Origin of the sequence: Sphingobium terrigena (assembly GCF_003591655.1) — a bacterium.
GTDB lineage: Bacteria > Pseudomonadota > Alphaproteobacteria > Sphingomonadales > Sphingomonadaceae > Sphingobium > Sphingobium terrigena.
The window spans coordinates 167663-182883 of record NZ_QVRA01000001.1; the positions used below are offsets into that span (position 1 = coordinate 167663).

The 15221-nt window shown below is 64.9% G+C and carries 12 protein-coding genes and 1 tRNA gene; 7 read left to right on the forward strand and 6 right to left on the reverse strand.

Going from position 1 to position 15221, the window contains the following annotated elements; genetic code table 11:
- The first annotated feature begins 83 nt into the window (after window positions 1-83).
- The gene (pepN, locus tag D0Z70_RS00815; protein ID WP_119743530.1) at window positions 84-2681 is read left to right on the forward strand and encodes an aminopeptidase N; all 2598 of its coding nucleotides are present in this window, start codon (window positions 84-86) and stop codon (window positions 2679-2681) included.
- A gap of 11 nt (window positions 2682-2692) precedes the next feature.
- Here pepN and D0Z70_RS00820 read toward each other — a convergent pair whose 3' ends face one another.
- Window positions 2693-3208, reverse strand: coding sequence for an outer membrane protein assembly factor BamE (locus tag D0Z70_RS00820; RefSeq protein ID WP_119743726.1), 516 nt, complete (start codon window positions 3206-3208; stop codon window positions 2693-2695).
- 164 nt (window positions 3209-3372) lie between these two features.
- Here D0Z70_RS00820 and D0Z70_RS00825 point away from each other — a divergent pair, with 164 nt between their 5' ends.
- Genes D0Z70_RS00825 through dinB form a run of 3 tightly spaced genes read left to right on the forward strand, consistent with a single transcriptional unit; the run spans window position 3373 to window position 5573 of the window.
- Entirely contained in the window at window positions 3373-3900 is a 528-nt protein-coding gene (locus D0Z70_RS00825) for a ubiquinol-cytochrome C chaperone family protein (RefSeq protein ID WP_119743531.1), read from the forward strand.
- The gene (locus tag D0Z70_RS00830; protein WP_119743532.1) at window positions 3897-4427 is read left to right on the forward strand and encodes a DUF177 domain-containing protein; all 531 of its coding nucleotides are present in this window, start codon (window positions 3897-3899) and stop codon (window positions 4425-4427) included. Before D0Z70_RS00825 ends, D0Z70_RS00830 begins: the two co-directional genes overlap by 4 nt.
- A gap of 57 nt (window positions 4428-4484) precedes the next feature.
- On the forward strand, window positions 4485-5573 hold the full coding sequence (gene dinB / locus D0Z70_RS00835; protein WP_119743533.1) for a DNA polymerase IV: 1089 nt from the start codon (window positions 4485-4487) through the stop codon (window positions 5571-5573).
- 87 nt (window positions 5574-5660) lie between these two features.
- Here dinB and D0Z70_RS00840 read toward each other — a convergent pair whose 3' ends face one another.
- On the reverse strand, window positions 5661-6446 hold the full coding sequence (locus tag D0Z70_RS00840; protein WP_119743534.1) for a DUF1134 domain-containing protein: 786 nt from the start codon (window positions 6444-6446) through the stop codon (window positions 5661-5663).
- Between the two features lie 234 nt (window positions 6447-6680).
- On the opposite strand from D0Z70_RS00840, the gene D0Z70_RS00845 reads away from it, so the two are divergent.
- Together D0Z70_RS00845 and D0Z70_RS00850 are read left to right on the forward strand one after the other, a co-directional pair.
- Window positions 6681-6772: transfer RNA gene (locus D0Z70_RS00845), tRNA-Ser, on the forward strand.
- A gap of 20 nt (window positions 6773-6792) precedes the next feature.
- Window positions 6793-7344, forward strand: coding sequence for an arsenate reductase/protein-tyrosine-phosphatase family protein (locus D0Z70_RS00850; protein ID WP_119743535.1), 552 nt, complete (start codon window positions 6793-6795; stop codon window positions 7342-7344).
- On the opposite strand, the gene D0Z70_RS00855 is transcribed toward D0Z70_RS00850, so the two are convergent.
- The 4 genes from D0Z70_RS00855 to D0Z70_RS00870 all read right to left on the reverse strand — a co-directional run bounded on the left by D0Z70_RS00855 (window position 7313) and on the right by D0Z70_RS00870 (window position 12457).
- Window positions 7313-8527, reverse strand: coding sequence for a carboxylate--amine ligase (locus tag D0Z70_RS00855; protein WP_119743536.1), 1215 nt, complete (start codon window positions 8525-8527; stop codon window positions 7313-7315). The two genes, D0Z70_RS00850 and D0Z70_RS00855, sit on opposite strands and share 32 nt — an antisense overlap.
- The gene (locus D0Z70_RS00860) at window positions 8524-9504 is read right to left on the reverse strand and encodes a polysaccharide deacetylase family protein (protein WP_119743537.1); all 981 of its coding nucleotides are present in this window, start codon (window positions 9502-9504) and stop codon (window positions 8524-8526) included. Before D0Z70_RS00860 ends, D0Z70_RS00855 begins: the two co-directional genes overlap by 4 nt.
- Window positions 9505-9664: 160 nt before the next feature.
- The gene (locus D0Z70_RS00865) at window positions 9665-10162 is read right to left on the reverse strand and encodes a flavin reductase family protein (RefSeq protein WP_119743727.1); all 498 of its coding nucleotides are present in this window, start codon (window positions 10160-10162) and stop codon (window positions 9665-9667) included.
- Between the two features lie 33 nt (window positions 10163-10195).
- Window positions 10196-12457, reverse strand: a complete 2262-nt coding sequence (locus D0Z70_RS00870) for an NADP-dependent malic enzyme (protein ID WP_119743538.1) — start codon at window positions 12455-12457, stop codon at window positions 10196-10198.
- A gap of 111 nt (window positions 12458-12568) precedes the next feature.
- Here D0Z70_RS00870 and mutS point away from each other — a divergent pair, with 111 nt between their 5' ends.
- Window positions 12569-15220 (forward strand): DNA mismatch repair protein MutS, encoded by a 2652-nt coding sequence (mutS, locus tag D0Z70_RS00875; RefSeq protein ID WP_119743539.1) that lies wholly within the window; start codon window positions 12569-12571, stop codon window positions 15218-15220.
- Window position 15221: the final 1 nt, after the last annotated feature.

A 15221-nucleotide genomic window follows, 5' to 3' on the forward strand; every position in this document is an offset into this window, starting at 1 on the left:
ACCATGGTCGATATGGGCGAAGTTTGACGAGTTAGACCCAAAGCAGTCTGGTCTTTTGCCCACCCGCTCCCTAGGTTGCGGGCATGGCCGACATGCAAAGCTCCACCGCCGCCCCCGCGATCATCCGCCGCTGCGACTATAGCCCACCCGATTGGCTTGTCCCCACCATCGCGCTGGATTTCGATCTCGACCCGGCGCTGACGAGCGTTCGCGCGACGCTGTCGGTGACGCGCAATGGCGATCATGACCAGCCGCTGCGGCTGGATGGCGACGGACTGGTGCCGCTGGAGGTAAAGGTCGATGGCGCGGTGCTGGCTGCGGATGATTGGCATCTGGAGGCCGGGTCGCTGATCATCGCCCTGACCGGCACCGCGCACAGCATCGAAACGCTGGTCGAACTGGTGCCGGAGAATAACAGCAAGCTGATGGGCCTCTACGCCAGCGGCGGCCTGCTCTGCACCCAGTGCGAGGCGGAGGGGTTCCGCCGCATCACCTTCTTTCCCGATCGGCCCGATGTCCTGTCGCGCTACAGTGTGCGGCTGACCGCCGATAAGGCGCGCTTCCCCATCCTGCTCGCCAATGGCGATCCGGTCGAACAGGGAGAGGGTGATGATGGCCGTCACTGGGCGCGCTGGAACGATCCCTTCCCCAAGCCCTGCTATCTCTTCGCGCTGGTCGCGGGCGACCTGGCCTGCAACGCCGACCGCTTCGTGACGATGAGCGGGGGCGCGGTGCAACTGGGCATATGGGTGCGGGAGGCGGACCTGCCGCGCACCGCCCACGCCATGCAGGCGCTCAAGGACAGCATGGCCTGGGACGAGCGCGTCTATGGTCGCGAATATGATCTGGACGTGTTCAATATCGTCGCCGTCGCCGATTTCAATTTTGGCGCGATGGAGAATAAAGGTCTCAACATCTTCAATTCACGCTATATTTTGGCCGACCCGGAAACCGCGACCGACATCGACTATGACGGGGTCGAGGGTGTGGTGGCGCATGAATATTTCCACAACTGGTCGGGCAACCGCGTCACCTGCCGCGACTGGTTCCAGTTGAGCCTCAAGGAAGGCTTCACCGTTTTTCGCGACCAGAATTTCTCCGCCGACATGGGCAGCCATGCGGTCAAGCGGATCGAGGATGTCCGCATCCTGCGCGCGGCCCAGTTTCAGGAGGATAGCGGTCCGCTCGCGCACCCCATTCGCCCAGAATCCTATATGGAAATCAGCAACTTCTACACCGCGACCATCTATAATAAAGGCGCGGAGATTATCCGCATGATGGCGCTGATGCTGGGCGCCGAACGCTTCCGCGCGGGGAGCGATCTCTATTTCGACCGGCATGATGGGCAGGCCGCGACCTGCGAGGATTTCGTCGCCGCCATGGAAGAGGGCGGGGGTATCGACCTGACTCAGTTTCGCCGCTGGTATGAGCAGGCAGGCACGCCGCATGTCCGTGCGCTGCTGCGCCATGATCCTGTGACTGGGACGGTCGAGCTTGATCTGCAACAGAGCATCCCGCCAACCCCCGGCCAGCCCGACAAGCAGCCGATGGCGATCCCGCTGCGTGTCGCGCTGTTTGATCCGGCAACTGGCACGCATCAGGGCGACCAATTGCTGATGCTGACCGAGGCGCAACAGAGCTTCCGTTTCGAGGGCTTTACCGCCGCGCCGATCCTGTCGATCAACCGCGGCTTTTCTGCCCCGGTGATCGTCGAAACCAACCGCAGCCAGGATGATCTCGCCTTCCTGTCGGCGTGCGACGATGATCCGTTCGCCCGCTATGAGGCGATGCAGCAACTGATGGTCAATGTGCTGATCGGGGCGATCGCCGGGCAGCCGGTCGATGACGCCGCCGTTATCGCGGCAGTGCGCAACACCATCACCGATCCGCTGCTCGACCCGGCCTTCATCGCCGAAACCATCCGCCTGCCCAGCGAAGCCTATCTGGGGGACCAGATGGCGGTGGTGGACGCGGATGCGATTCACGCCGCGCGGGAAGCGCTGCAACAGCGGATCGGCGCGGAGCTGGAACCGCTATGGCGCGACATTCACAGCCGCACCAAGGCAAACGGCTTTTCGCTGTCGCCCGCGGCCAAGGGCGCGCGCAAGCTGCGCAACGCCGCGCTCCATTATCTGGTGGCGTCGGGCGCGGAGGATGGCCCCGCCATCGCCTTTGCCCAATTCCATGAGGCGGATAATATGACCGAGCGGCAGGCGGCGCTTGCAACGCTGGCCAATGGCACCAGCGCGGAGCGCGATGCGGCGATCGATATATTCTACAACCGCTATGGGCATGACGCGCTGACGCTCGACAAATGGTTTCAGACCCAGGCGTTCGCGCTGCATCCCGATACGGTCGACCAGGTCGAGGAATTGGGGCGGCACAAGGCGTTCACTTTGTCGAATCCCAACCGGGTGCGGTCGCTCTATGGCGCGTTCGCGGGCAATCAGTGGGCATTCCACCACCGGTCGGGCAAAGGCTATCAGCTGGTGGCGGACTGCATCATCGCGCTCGATTCGCGCAATCCGCAGACCGCCGCACGGCTAGTGCCGCCACTGGGCCGCTGGAAGCGCTTTGACGCTGATCGCGCCGCGCTGATGCGGGCGCAACTGCAGCGCATATTGGCGCAGCCGGGTCTGTCGAAGGATGTCATCGAACAGGCGAGTAAGAGCCTGGAGTGAGGGGCAGCGAGTTAGCTGCCGTTCGGGCCGCCGCCCGGACCGCTGCCGCCGCTATTGCCGCCCATGCCACCGGCACCGACCGCGCCGATATTGCCGAATATCTCGTCAAACAGGCTGCGATTGCGACCCAGCGTCGGGGTCTTGTCGCCCATGGGGGAGATGTTGGCGACCTGCTCAAGTCCCGCGCGATCCACCGCCACGACATTGCCCGCCGCGTCGAAGCGGACGCGCAGCACGGTCTGGTCGGCGGGCTTGGGGTTGGAGAAGGCCAGCGAGCGCATGTCGCGCGACACATAATACCAGTCCTGCTCACCGAATTGCGACGTGAAGCTGGGGCGACCCAGCGTCCCTTCCACCGATGCGCGATTGTCGATGCCCGGCTGGACCGAATCGACCAGCAGCTTATCGACCTGATAGCCCTGATGGGTGCGAATACGGGTGCAGCCCGATGCCCCCAGCACCAGCGCGCCAAGGCCCAGAGCCAACAGGAAACGCCCGCGTGTGGAATGACGGCTGAACTGACGCATGGACTTCTCCTGGCGGAACGCACCCGCGAACCCAATAAACATGATGCCGCCATTGCATTGGGCAGCGGCTCGATCAATATGGAAATGCGTCGCTCCCGGCAAGGGGCGACACTTGGCAGGACGGCGTCCCGTCCAACGATCCGTCTTAAAAAAGCATAGTCCTCATGTCCACAGCCTCCCCTTCCTTCCTCCAGCGCCTGTTTGGCCGTGCCGATCCCAAGGCCGGGCTGATGCCGCTCTACCATGCCGTGGTCGCGGAGGGTCGCCAGCCGCATTGGTATATGGAGGGGGCGGTGCCCGATACGCTGGACGGGCGATTCGACATGATCGTGGCGGTGCTGGCGCAGGTGCTGATGCGGCTGGAGCAGCAGGGAGCAACCCAGGAAAGCGTCTGGCTGACGGAATTGTTCGTCGACGACATGGACGGCCAGCTGCGGCAGGAAGGCATTGGCGACGTTGTGGTTGGCAAGCATATCGGCCGCATGATGAGCGCGCTGGGTGGTCGGATCAGCGCCTATCGCGCGGCGCTGGCGGGCGAGGCGGACATGGCCGACGCGCTGCGCCGCAACCTCTATCGCGGGGCGCCGGTGAATGATGCGGCGCTCGCCCATGTCGAAGGCGCGTTGCGGGTGCGTTGGACACGGCTGGGGTGCCTGACCCGCGACGCGATGCTGGCGGGGGATCTGGGATGAGCGCGCTGCCGACGCCTGAATTTTCGCGGCCCATCAGGCTGGACCAGATCGGCCATATCAGCGGCAACACGACCATCACCGCCGATTTAGCCGAGCGCGAGGCGCTGATGCGCCGCTTCGCGCTGCTGGCGCTCGATGCGCTGGAGGCGGACTATGCGATCAGTGAGGAGAATGGCAGCATCTTCGCGCGCGGTCGGGTGCGGGCCAGCCTGACCCAGGCCTGCGTCGCGACCGGTCTGCCGGTGCCCGAAACGATCGACGGCGATTTCCTGCTCCGCTTTGTCGCCGAGGATGGTGATATCGTCGAAGGCGCGGAAATGGAGCTGGACGCGGAGGATTGTGACACGATCGGCTATAGCGGCAATATCATCGACATGGGCGAAGCCGTCGCGGAAACCGTGGCGCTGGCGATGACGCCCTATCCCCGCGCGCCCGATGCCGACGCGGTTTTACGTGAAGCAGGCGTGCTGCGGGAGGATCAGGCTGGTCCTTTCGCCGCCTTGCTGGCGCTCAAAGACAAGGAATAAGCGTCGCGGCGGCAACGCTGTTTCCCTTTCGTTCCTGTCATGGCATAAGATCGCGCCATGGACGCCCCGCCGCCACCGCTGCGCAAGATCATCCATATCGACATGGACGCCTTCTATGCGTCGGTGGAACAGCGTGATGATCCCACGCTTCGGGGCCAGCCGATCGCGGTTGGCGGTGGCGGGCCGCGCGGGGTGGTGGCGACGGCCAGCTATGAGGCGCGGGCTTTCGGCGTGAAGTCCGCCATGCCCGGTGCACGGGCGCGACGGCTCTGCCCCGGCCTCATCTTCGTGCCGCCGCGATTCGACGCCTATCGCGCCGTGTCCGGGCAGATCCGGGCGATCTTCGCGCGCTTTACCGACTTGATCCAGCCATTGTCGCTGGATGAAGCCTATCTGGACGTCACGGTGAACAAGCCGGGCATAGCGTCGGCGACGCAGGTCGCGGCGGAGATTCGCGCGCTGATTCGCGCCGAAACCGGCCTCACGGCGTCGGCGGGCGTCTCCTATAACAAGCTGATCGCCAAGCTGGCGTCGGACCAGAACAAGCCTGACGGCATGTGCGTCGTGCGGCCCAGCGAAGGCCCGGCCTTCATCGCAGCGATGCCGGTGCGGCGCATCCATGGCGTGGGACCGGTAACGGCGGCGCGGATGCACGCGTTGGGGATAGAGACGGGGGCCGACCTGCGCGCACGCGACCTGCCCTTCCTCCAGGCCCATTTCGGCAGCGCGGCGGACTATTATTATCGTGCCGCTCGCGGACAGGACGACCGGCCAGTGCGCGAACGCGATCAGCGCAAGTCGGTGAGCGTCGAGGATACATTCTTCGACGATCTGATCGACCGGGAAAGGCTGGTCGCGGAGATTGACCGGATTGCCACCAGCCTGTGGGGCCGGATCGAGAAGGCGCAGGCATGGGGCCGGACGGTGACGCTGAAGATCAAATATGCCGATTTCCGCATCATCACCCGGTCGCGCAGCTTTGCCACGCCAGTGCGGTCGCCGGACCTGCTGGCACAGGCGGCGCGGGAGCTGCTGCTGGCGCAGCTACCCCTGCGCATGGGCGCGCGGTTGCTGGGACTGGGGGTGCATAATCTGGAAGCGGCGGAGGAAGGTGAGCAGGGCGATCAGCTGGCATTGGGGTTGTAGGCTCGGGACTGCGTGCTCTCGCGCAGGCGGGAGCCCAGTCCCACGCTCAGAACTAGGCTCCCGCCTGCGCGGGAGCACAAACGCCCCTCAGAACGGCAACCAGGTGCGCTTTTCGCTGAACTTCATATAGCCGGCATTGACCCCCAGCCGATAGCCGACGCCCAGGCGGATCGGGATCAGCACGACATTGCCCCAGCGCAGATAGCTGGCGGTGAAACCACCGACCAGATAGGCGGTGCCTTCGGCGGCCGGGAAGCGGTGATAGAGATCCTGCGTGTCGTAGAGATTGTAGACCAGCACAAAGGTATTGGCTGCGTTGCCGCCCACGTCAAAGCCGATCGACGGGCCGGTCCAATAGACTTCGCGCTTGCCCTCCACCTTGTGATTGAGCGTGCCGGAACCATAGCGCAGCCCGACGACGAAGGCGCCCGATGCCTCACGCCCGGCGATATAGGCGTTGGGGCGTCCCTGATCCTTCAGCACTTTTTCGATCAGCCCTGCCAGCCCTTCCGCGCCCTTGCCGAACACGCCTTCGGCCGCGCCGATCAGATCGTCCTGCTGGAAGGAATCACTGGGTGCGATAGCAGCGGGGGGCGATGCGGCGGTAACGGGCGCGCCGGTCGCGGTCGTGCCGGACGTGACGGCGCTGTCGGCCGGGGTGTCGCTATAGACGCTGGGATCGACGCCGGGTTCTGTGGGGGCGCTGCGCGCGGGCGGTGGCGGCGCGAGATCGGCATCGATCGCGGTGTTGGGATCGATCGTGCGCACCTGTGCCGAAGCCGCGACGGGGCTGAGCGCCAGCCCCGCCAGCGCCGCGACCATCGCGCCTGCCCGCGCCAGGCGGGCGCCTGTCCGTCCCATAATCCCGATCATGCCCGAAGCTCCCCGCAAATTGCTATCTTAACCATCCCCCAGACTATCGGCTTTCAACCTGAAACGACAATGAACGAACGCCCACCTGAGTCGATTCCGGGCCGGAACGATTTACGAGCATGGCAAAGGGGCAAAAAATCCCCGAACAGGACCGTTGCCATGCGCCAAAGCCGTCGCTATAGGACACGTCGCCTAGCCGCAGCCCCGCCCCAAGCGGGCGTTCAGGCCATGTTTGGAGACGTGGGTGAGTGGCTGAAACCAACGGTTTGCTAAACCGTCGTAGGGATAACTCCTTACCGAGGGTTCGAATCCCTCCGTCTCCGCCACCCTTTTTCGGACTGAGCCGATGATCCGCGCCCGTTTCGGCACTTTGCGCGGGTTGGTCCGCCTGATTCTATCCTATCCACAGCTCGCGCTGGGCCTGTCCGCCAGCCGCGCTGCTGAGCCTGCGCAGGTGCGGCGGCTGGTCTTTGTGTGTCAGGGCAATATCTGTCGCAGCGCCTTTGCCGATGTCGTGGCGCGCCGGGCGGGGTTAAATACCGCCTCCTTCGGCCTGTCGACCACCACTGGCCGCGCCGCGCATGATCCCGCCATCGTTGCTGCCCACGCTTTGGGGCATGACCTGTCGCAGCACCGGGCGATCGATCTGGCCGATTATGTGCCGCAGGAGGGCGACCTGCTGCTGGCGATGGAGGTACGGCAATTGCACCGGCTGGCCGCCGATCCGCGTCTGAACCATCTGCCGCGGCAGTTGCTGGGGCGCTGGACCCGGCCGATGCTGCCGCATCTGCACGATCCCTATGGGCTGGACGACCGCTATATGGCGACGTGCCTGGCCCGGATCGAACGGGCGGTCATGCGGCTGGTCAGCGCTTTTCCCGGCGCACGGCTTTCCTGAGCATCTGCGTCATATCCCGCACCCAGGGGCGCGGATCGGACAGGGTCAGCACATAATAGCGGGTGGCGGGGTCGAAAAAGCCCAGCATATAGCCGATCAGATCCCTGATCGGCCGCCGCCTGAAGAAAGGATCGCCGATTCGTCCGGGCGCTACCCACAGGCGCACCAAGCGCTTGGTTTCCGGCACCATATAGCGCGCGCGCAGATCATCGCGCGGCGGCGGAGCCAAATCACGCTGGCCCAGCACGATGCGGCGATAGGCTTCCCAGGCGAAATGCGCGCCGCAATGGCGGGCGAGCGGCAGGCTGCCCCAGAAGCGGCCATTCACCTCCATCAGCCAATAGCGCCCGCTGTCCGGCTCATAGCGATATTCGACCATCGCCTGCCCGTCCCAGTCGAGCGCGCGCAGCAGCGATTCGGACAGGGCCATTTGCTCGCCATGGCGGCTGGCCGGTTCGGCCCGACACAGGGTGGACACGCCCCCTTCGGGTGGCCATTCGTGCAGGCGGCGATGCTGGAAGCGCAAGGTAGCCTGCCCCTGTTCCATATAGAGCATCTGCCCCAGGCCAACGCCCCGGCAATATTGCTGGATCAGCGGCCAGTGCCCGATAGGGGCATAGCGTTTCAGCAGAGCAGTCAACTCTTGCGGGGTGCGGACATAATCGGTCTTGAGCCATTCCAGCCCGGCCCGTTCTAATATCGGCATGACGGCAGGGGGATTGGCCCATTTGGCGACCAGCGGATAGCGCATCGCTACGACGCGCGCGGCGAAATCCTCGCCGATCAGCGGCTGCCATGTCTGCGGCACGCGCAGGCCGACCCTGGCGGCGATGTCCAGCGTGCGCAACTTGTCGATGACTTTCGCCAGCCGGTCAGGCCGGGGGACCAATATGTGACAGTCGCCGATCATCGGCGGCAGGTCCGCCAGTTCCAGCAGGTCCGATTCGGATACCGCTAGCACCGCGCGTGCGCCGGTGCGGGCAATCATCTCCGGTAGCCAGAGGGAAACAGGGCCTGGAGGGCGCAGGAGCAGGTCGGTACAATAGCGCGAGGCTGCGCCGACACTGTGCGCATCGCGGGCCACGCCATGGACCGGCACGCCATGCTCACCCAGTTCGCGCACGACCGTCAGGCCGATGGCGTTCTCCAGACCCAGGACGATGGCACCGGGGAAAGGTGTCACGCAGGCACCAGCCGATGTTCGTAGCGCCAGGTCGCCCAGGCCTGCTGCGCGACCCGCAGCCCTGTGCGTAGCCGGCTGGGTGCCACGCGGGTCAGGCTGCGGTCCGGGCGGGCGGCCAGATCGTCAGGCAGGTCATGGAAGCCTGCGCTGCTGACCTGGGACAGGCGGGCGGCCTCCCGGCACAGCGCGACGAACCGCGCCTTGACCGCGCCATTGGCGCGCTGGCGGTCGCGGGACAGCATTTCGAAACTGTGGGTCACGACGACGAAGGCATCATGCCCTTCGCGTGCGGCATGGCGCAGTCCGGCGCGCATCTCGGCGGCGGACATGGCGCAAATCTGTGCCGGACGAAAGCTGCCGGGTCGATCGCTAATCCCCGATACCGGCAATTCGGTGATGCCGTGCAGGCGGGTTGCGCCTATCTCGCCCGGATCGGCGGATATGTGACAGTCGCGGTCGAGATAGGCGGGGTTGACGCTGCTGTCCCACGCCACGCCGATCTCCGCGAGCGCGCGCAGCGTATCGTCATTGGCACCGAAATTACCGGCGCGAAAGGCGGTGATGGCGGGCGCCCCGGCCTGTTCCAGCAAACCCTTGGCCAGGCCCAGCAGGACAATCTGGTCGGCCAGCATGAAGTCGCCGATATTGCGGCCCTGTCGTCCTTCGACCGGCGATTGTTTCGCCCAGGCGAGCCATTCGGTGTGGATGTGCATCTGCACTTCATGGCCGCGTTCCACGATGGCAGCGACGATCGGGTTCAGGAAATCGGCACCATGGACCAGCGCTGGCAAGGGATCGAGGAAGAACACGCCTTTCAGACCATAGCGGTCGAGCATGTCCATCTGCCAGCCGATGCCATGCGCCTGCCCCTGTGCTTCCGCCCAGATCGAGCGCCTGACATTCTCCTCCAGACTGATGCCGCGCTGCTGAAGCGAGGAGGAGAGTTCCGTATCGACAGTGATGAGCAGCGCAGTCATGGGCGATCCGGTCGGGGAGGCATCGGGCAGGAATAGGCGACAGTTATTAAGGAGCAGTAATACTTCTCCTCAATGTCGACCGGTTCACATATCGGAAAGACGGCTTTGGTTCGTCAATCCGCCACTCTCCCTGTCAAACGCCGCGATCGCGCCTCCGCCGTCACGCGATCAGTGAAAATTCGCCATAATTGCCCTGGAAGAATAATAAGGGCCGCTCCGGCCGATCGACCTCCAGCGCGACGACCTTGCCCAGCACGATATAATGATCGCCTGCTTCATGCACGGCGTCGAGCGTGCAGTCGATCCAGGCGACGACATCGTCCAGTATCGGTGATCCATTGGCGGATACGCGGTGCGAGACACCGGCAAACTTTTCCTCACTGCGCCCGGACAGCTGGCGGCACAGCACCTGCTGGTCGCTGGCCAGTACATTGACGCAGAATTTGCCGACGGCAGAGAGGCGTGGCCAGCTGCTCGACGTTTTCGCAGGGAAGAAGGCAACCAGCGGCGGATCGAGCGAGACCGAGGTGAAAGACCCCACCACCATACCGACGGGCGCGCCATCTGCCTCCACGGCGGTGACGACGCACACGCCGGTGGGATAATGGCCCAGCACGCGACGGAAGGTTGCACTGTCGAAACTGGTGGTGTCATTCATGTCCGCTTTTCCCATCTTGCGCCCGTGTGTCGATCAGAGCGCGATCCCGCCAGCCGCCAGCACCGCCAGCGTCAGCAGTTCCGACGCGTTGGATGCCATCGTGGCGATCTGCACCGATTTTTCCATGCCGACCAGCACCGGGCCGATCATCGACGTGCCGCCCAGTTCGCGCAACAGCTTGGCCGAGATATTGGCCGATTGCAGCCCCGGCATCACCAGCACATTGGCCGGACCGGACAGGCGGCTGAACGGATAGTTTTTCATGACGGCCGGGTTCAGCGCCACGTCTGCGGTCATTTCGCCTTCATATTCGAAATCGACATTACGTTCGTCGAGCAGCTTCACTGCGCCACGCACATTTTCCAGAAACGCGCCCGGCGGGTTGCCGAAATTGGAATAGGACAGGAAAGCGACGCGCGGGTCATGGCCCATGCGCCGGGCGACCGCGACCGTGCCTTCCGCAATATCGGCCAGTTCGCTGGCCGTCGGGCGTTCGTTGACCGTGGTGTCGGCCAGGAACACCGTCTTGTCCTTCGATACCATGACATGGATGCCAAACGGTGTGCGCCCTGCTGCGGGGTCCATCACCCGCTTCACTTCGCGCAGGGTCTGCGCATAGGGGCGGGTCATGCCGGTGATCATCGCGTCGGCTACACCCATCTTGACGAGCAATGTGCCAAAGATGTTGCGGTCCCGGTTGACCATCCGCTCGCAATCGCGGCGCAGATAGCCGCGCCGCTGGAGCCGGGCGTAAAGCAGGTCGACCATGTCAGGCACCAGCGGCGAGTTCACACTGTTGTGCAGTTCGAAACTGTCCGGATCGCGCACGCCCAGCGCCTTGAGCTTGTCGACCACATCGCCGCGCCCGACCAGCACTGGAACGCCATAGCCCAGATCGCGGAACTGGATCGCCGCGCGCAGCACCACTTCCTCCTCCGCTTCGGCGAACACGACGCGCTTGGGATTGGCCTTGGCCATTTCATAGGCACTGGTCAGCACCGATGTGGTCGGGTTGAGCCGGGCTTTGAGCGACTGGCGATAGGCGGCCATGTCGGCGATCGGCTTTTGCGCCACGCCGCTGTCCATTGCCGCCTGCGCGACAGCGGACGGCACCACTTCCATCAGGCGCGGGTCGAACGGGGCGGGGATGATATAGTCCGGACCGAAGCTGTGCGATCGGCCATAGGCCTTGGCCACTTCCTCCGGCACCTGCTCACGCGCCAGTTCGGCGATGGCATGGGCCGCGGCGACCTTCATCGCTTCGTTGATCGTCGTCGCCCGCACGTCCAGCGCACCGCGGAAGATGAAGGGGAAGCCGATAACGTTATTGACCTGATTGGGATAGTCTGACCGGCCGGTGGCGACGATCGCTTCGGGACGCACGGCCTTGGCATCGGGCGGGGTGATTTCCGGGTCGGGATTGGCCATGGCGAAGATGATCGGCTTTTCGCCCATATCCTTGACCATGTCCGGCGTCACCGCGCCCTTGACCGAAAGCCCTAAGAACACGTCCGCGCCCTTCATCGCTTCTTTCAGCGTGCGTGCGTCGGTCCTGACCGCATGGGCCGATTTCCACTGGTTCATGCCCTCGGTGCGGCCCTGATAGATCACGCCCTTGCTGTCGCACATGATGACATTGTCACCCGCCACGCCCAGCGCCTTGATCAGTTCAGTGCAGGCGATCGACGCCGCGCCCGCGCCATTGACCACGACTTTCAGGTCTTTGAGCTCGCGCCCGGTCAGCATCGCCGCGTTGATGACGCCCGCCGCCGCGATGATCGCGGTGCCATGCTGGTCGTCGTGAAATACCGGGATGTTCATCCGCTCTTTCAGCGTCTGTTCGATGATGAAACATTCCGGCGCCTTGATATCTTCAAGGTTGATGCCGCCAAAGGTCGGCTCCATCAGTTCCACCGCGTCGATGAAGCGATCGACATCCTCGGTCTTGAGTTCGATGTCGATACTGTCCACGTCGGCGAAGCGCTTGAAGAGGACTGCCTTACCCTCCATCACCGGCTTGGACGCCAGCGCGCCCAGATTGCCCAGACCCAGGATCGCCGTGCCGTTGGTGATGACGGCGACCAGATTGCCCTTGGCGGTATAGTCATAGGCCGTCGCAGGGTCCGCCGCGATCGCCAGCACCGGCACGGCAACGCCCGGCGAATAGGCCAGGCTCAGGTCGCGCTGGGTCGCCATCGGTTTCGACGCGATGATCTCGATCTTGCCGGGGCGACCGGTCGAATGGAAAAACAGCGCCTCGCGCTCGGAAAATTCCACATTCGACTTGTCGGTCATCACTTACCCGCCTTTGCTGTCCGTTGCGTCGGCCCTAGCGGCAAGCGCGCCTTGTGGGCAAGTGCGAGAAGGCTTCTTTCCTGTGCTGCGGCTTGGCGCTATCGCACCATCATGCCCAGCGCCCCGAACGACACTACGACCCAGCCTGCCCCCACGCCGATGATGGCGCAATATCTGGCGCTCAAGAGCCAAGCGCGTGACTGCCTGCTCTTCTATCGTATGGGTGATTTCTTCGAACTGTTCTTCGACGATGCCAAGGCGGCGGCTGCGACGCTCGACATTGCGCTGACCAGCCGGGGCGAACATGGTGGCGCGCCGATTCCGATGTGCGGCGTGCCGGTGCATAGTGCGGAGGGTTATCTCGCGCGCCTCATCAAGGCAGGCCATCGGGTCGCCATCGCCGAACAGACCGAAACGCCCGCGCAGGCCAAGGCGCGCGGGGGAAAGACGCTCGTGGCGCGCGACATCGTGCGCTATGTGACCGCAGGCACGCTGACCGAGGAGACTTTGCTCGATTCCCGGCGCGACAATATGCTTGTCGCCCTCGCGCAGGTGGGCGGAGAAAGCGAGATCGGCCTCGCCGCCGCCGATATATCGACTGGCCGGTTCGAAACGATGACCTGCCGCGCCATCGACCTGCCCGCCGAACTCGCGCGCCTGCGCCCCAGCGAGACGGTGGTCGCGGATGGATCGACGCTCGACATAGCCGACGCCCATATGTTCGATCGCGCAGCCTTTTCCAGCAGCCGCGCTGAAACGGCGCTCAAACGGCTGTTCGGGGTCGCGACTCTGGACGGCTTTGGCCAGTTCAGCCGGGCAGAGCTGGCGGCGATGGGCGGGCTGATCGCCTATCTCGACCATGCGGGGAAGGGTACGCTGCCCTTCCTTGCCCCACCCCTGCGCCAGACCAGCGGCGGTCATGTCGCGATCGACGCGGCGACGCGCGAGAGTCTGGAGATTGTCGCGACGATGAGCGGCGCGCGCGCGGGCAGCCTGCTGGGCGCGGTCGATCGCACGGTGACGGGGGCAGGGGCGCGGCTACTGGCGCAGGATCTGTCCGCACCGCTGATGGATATGGGGCTGATCGAGGCGCGGCTGGGGCTGGTGCAATTGTTCCACGACGATGCGGGGCTGCGCGACCAGTTGCGCGGTGCATTGCGCGCCCTGCCCGACATTGGCCGGGCGCTGGGCCGGGTTGCAGTGGGCCGGGGCAGTCCGCGTGATCTTGGCCAGTTGCGCGATGGCCTTGGCGAAGCGCGACTGCTGCGCGAGCGGCTGGGGCGCTTGCCCGACCAGCCGCTGCTACTAGCCCGCCTGTTGCCAGCGCTCGATGGCCATGGCGCGCTGGTCGACAGTCTGGCGCGCGCGCTGGTGCCTGCCCCGCCGACCGAGACGGCAAGCGGTGGCTATATTGCCGACGGCTATGATCCCGCGCTGGACGAACTGCGCCGCATGGCGGGTGATGGTCGCCGCGCGATCGCCGCGCTGGAGGCGAAATATCGCGCGCAAACGGGCATTTCGACGCTCAAGATCCGCCATAATGGCGTGCTGGGCTATCATGTCGAAGTCCCGGCCCGCGCCGCTGACTCGCTGATGCAGCCCGACAGCGGCTTCACCCATCGGCAGACGCTGGCAGGCGTCGTGCGCTTCAATTCGGTCGATCTGCATGAGGAAGCCGGGCGCGTTGCGCAGGCGGGCGGCCATGCGCTGGTCGCCGAAGCGGCGCATCTGGAAGATTTGATCGCCGCCGTGCTGGACCGCAAGGCTGACATCGCCCGCGCCGCGCAAGCGTTGGCCCGGCTCGACGTTGCCGCCGCGCTGGCGGAACGGGCGGCGGAGGGCGGCTGGCAGCGACCGCATTTCGTCGCGGCGGACGGGGCGGGGCCATGCCTCGATATCACCGGCGGGCGGCATCCAGTGGTGGAGGATGCGCTGCGACGCGAAGGGCAGGCCTTCGTCGCCAATGATTGCCGTCTGGTGCAGGATGATCGGCTCTGGCTGGTCACTGGCCCGAACATGGGCGGCAAATCGACGTTCCTGCGGCAAAATGCGCTGATCGTCATATTGGCGCAGGCGGGTGCCTATGTTCCGGCGCAGGCCGCGACGCTCAGCCTGGTCGATCGACTGTTCAGCCGGGTCGGCGCATCGGACAATCTGGCGCGGGGCCGCTCCACCTTCATGGTCGAGATGGTCGAAACCGCCGCCATCCTGGCGCAGGCGACTGCCGACAGCTTCGTCATCCTCGATGAAGTCGGGCGCGGCACCTCCACCTATGACGGGTTGGCGCTGGCATGGGCGGTGGTGGAAGCAGTGCATGAGGTTAATCGCTGCCGCTGCCTGTTCGCCACCCATTATCATGAACTGACGCGGCTCGCCGAAAGCCTGTCCTCGCTCTCGCTCCACCATGTCCGCGCGCGCGAATGGAAGGGCGATCTGGTGCTGCTGCATGAGCTGAGCGATGGTCCGGCGGATCGCAGCTATGGCTTGGCCGTCGCGCGGCTGGCGGGCCTGCCCGCCGCAGTCCTCAAGCGCGCCAAGGATGTGCTGGCACGGCTGGAGGCGGGCAAGGCCAGGACCGGCGGCATCGCCGCGGGGCTGGACGATCTGCCGCTGTTCGCCGCCGTCGCGGTCCAGTCCGAACCCGTGATTGACCCGCTGCGCGCGGCGCTCGACGGTATCGACGCCGACGCGCTGTCGCCGCGTGAGGCGCTCGATCAACTATATCGGCTGAAACAACTGGCCGCGACCAGCGACCATGACTAGA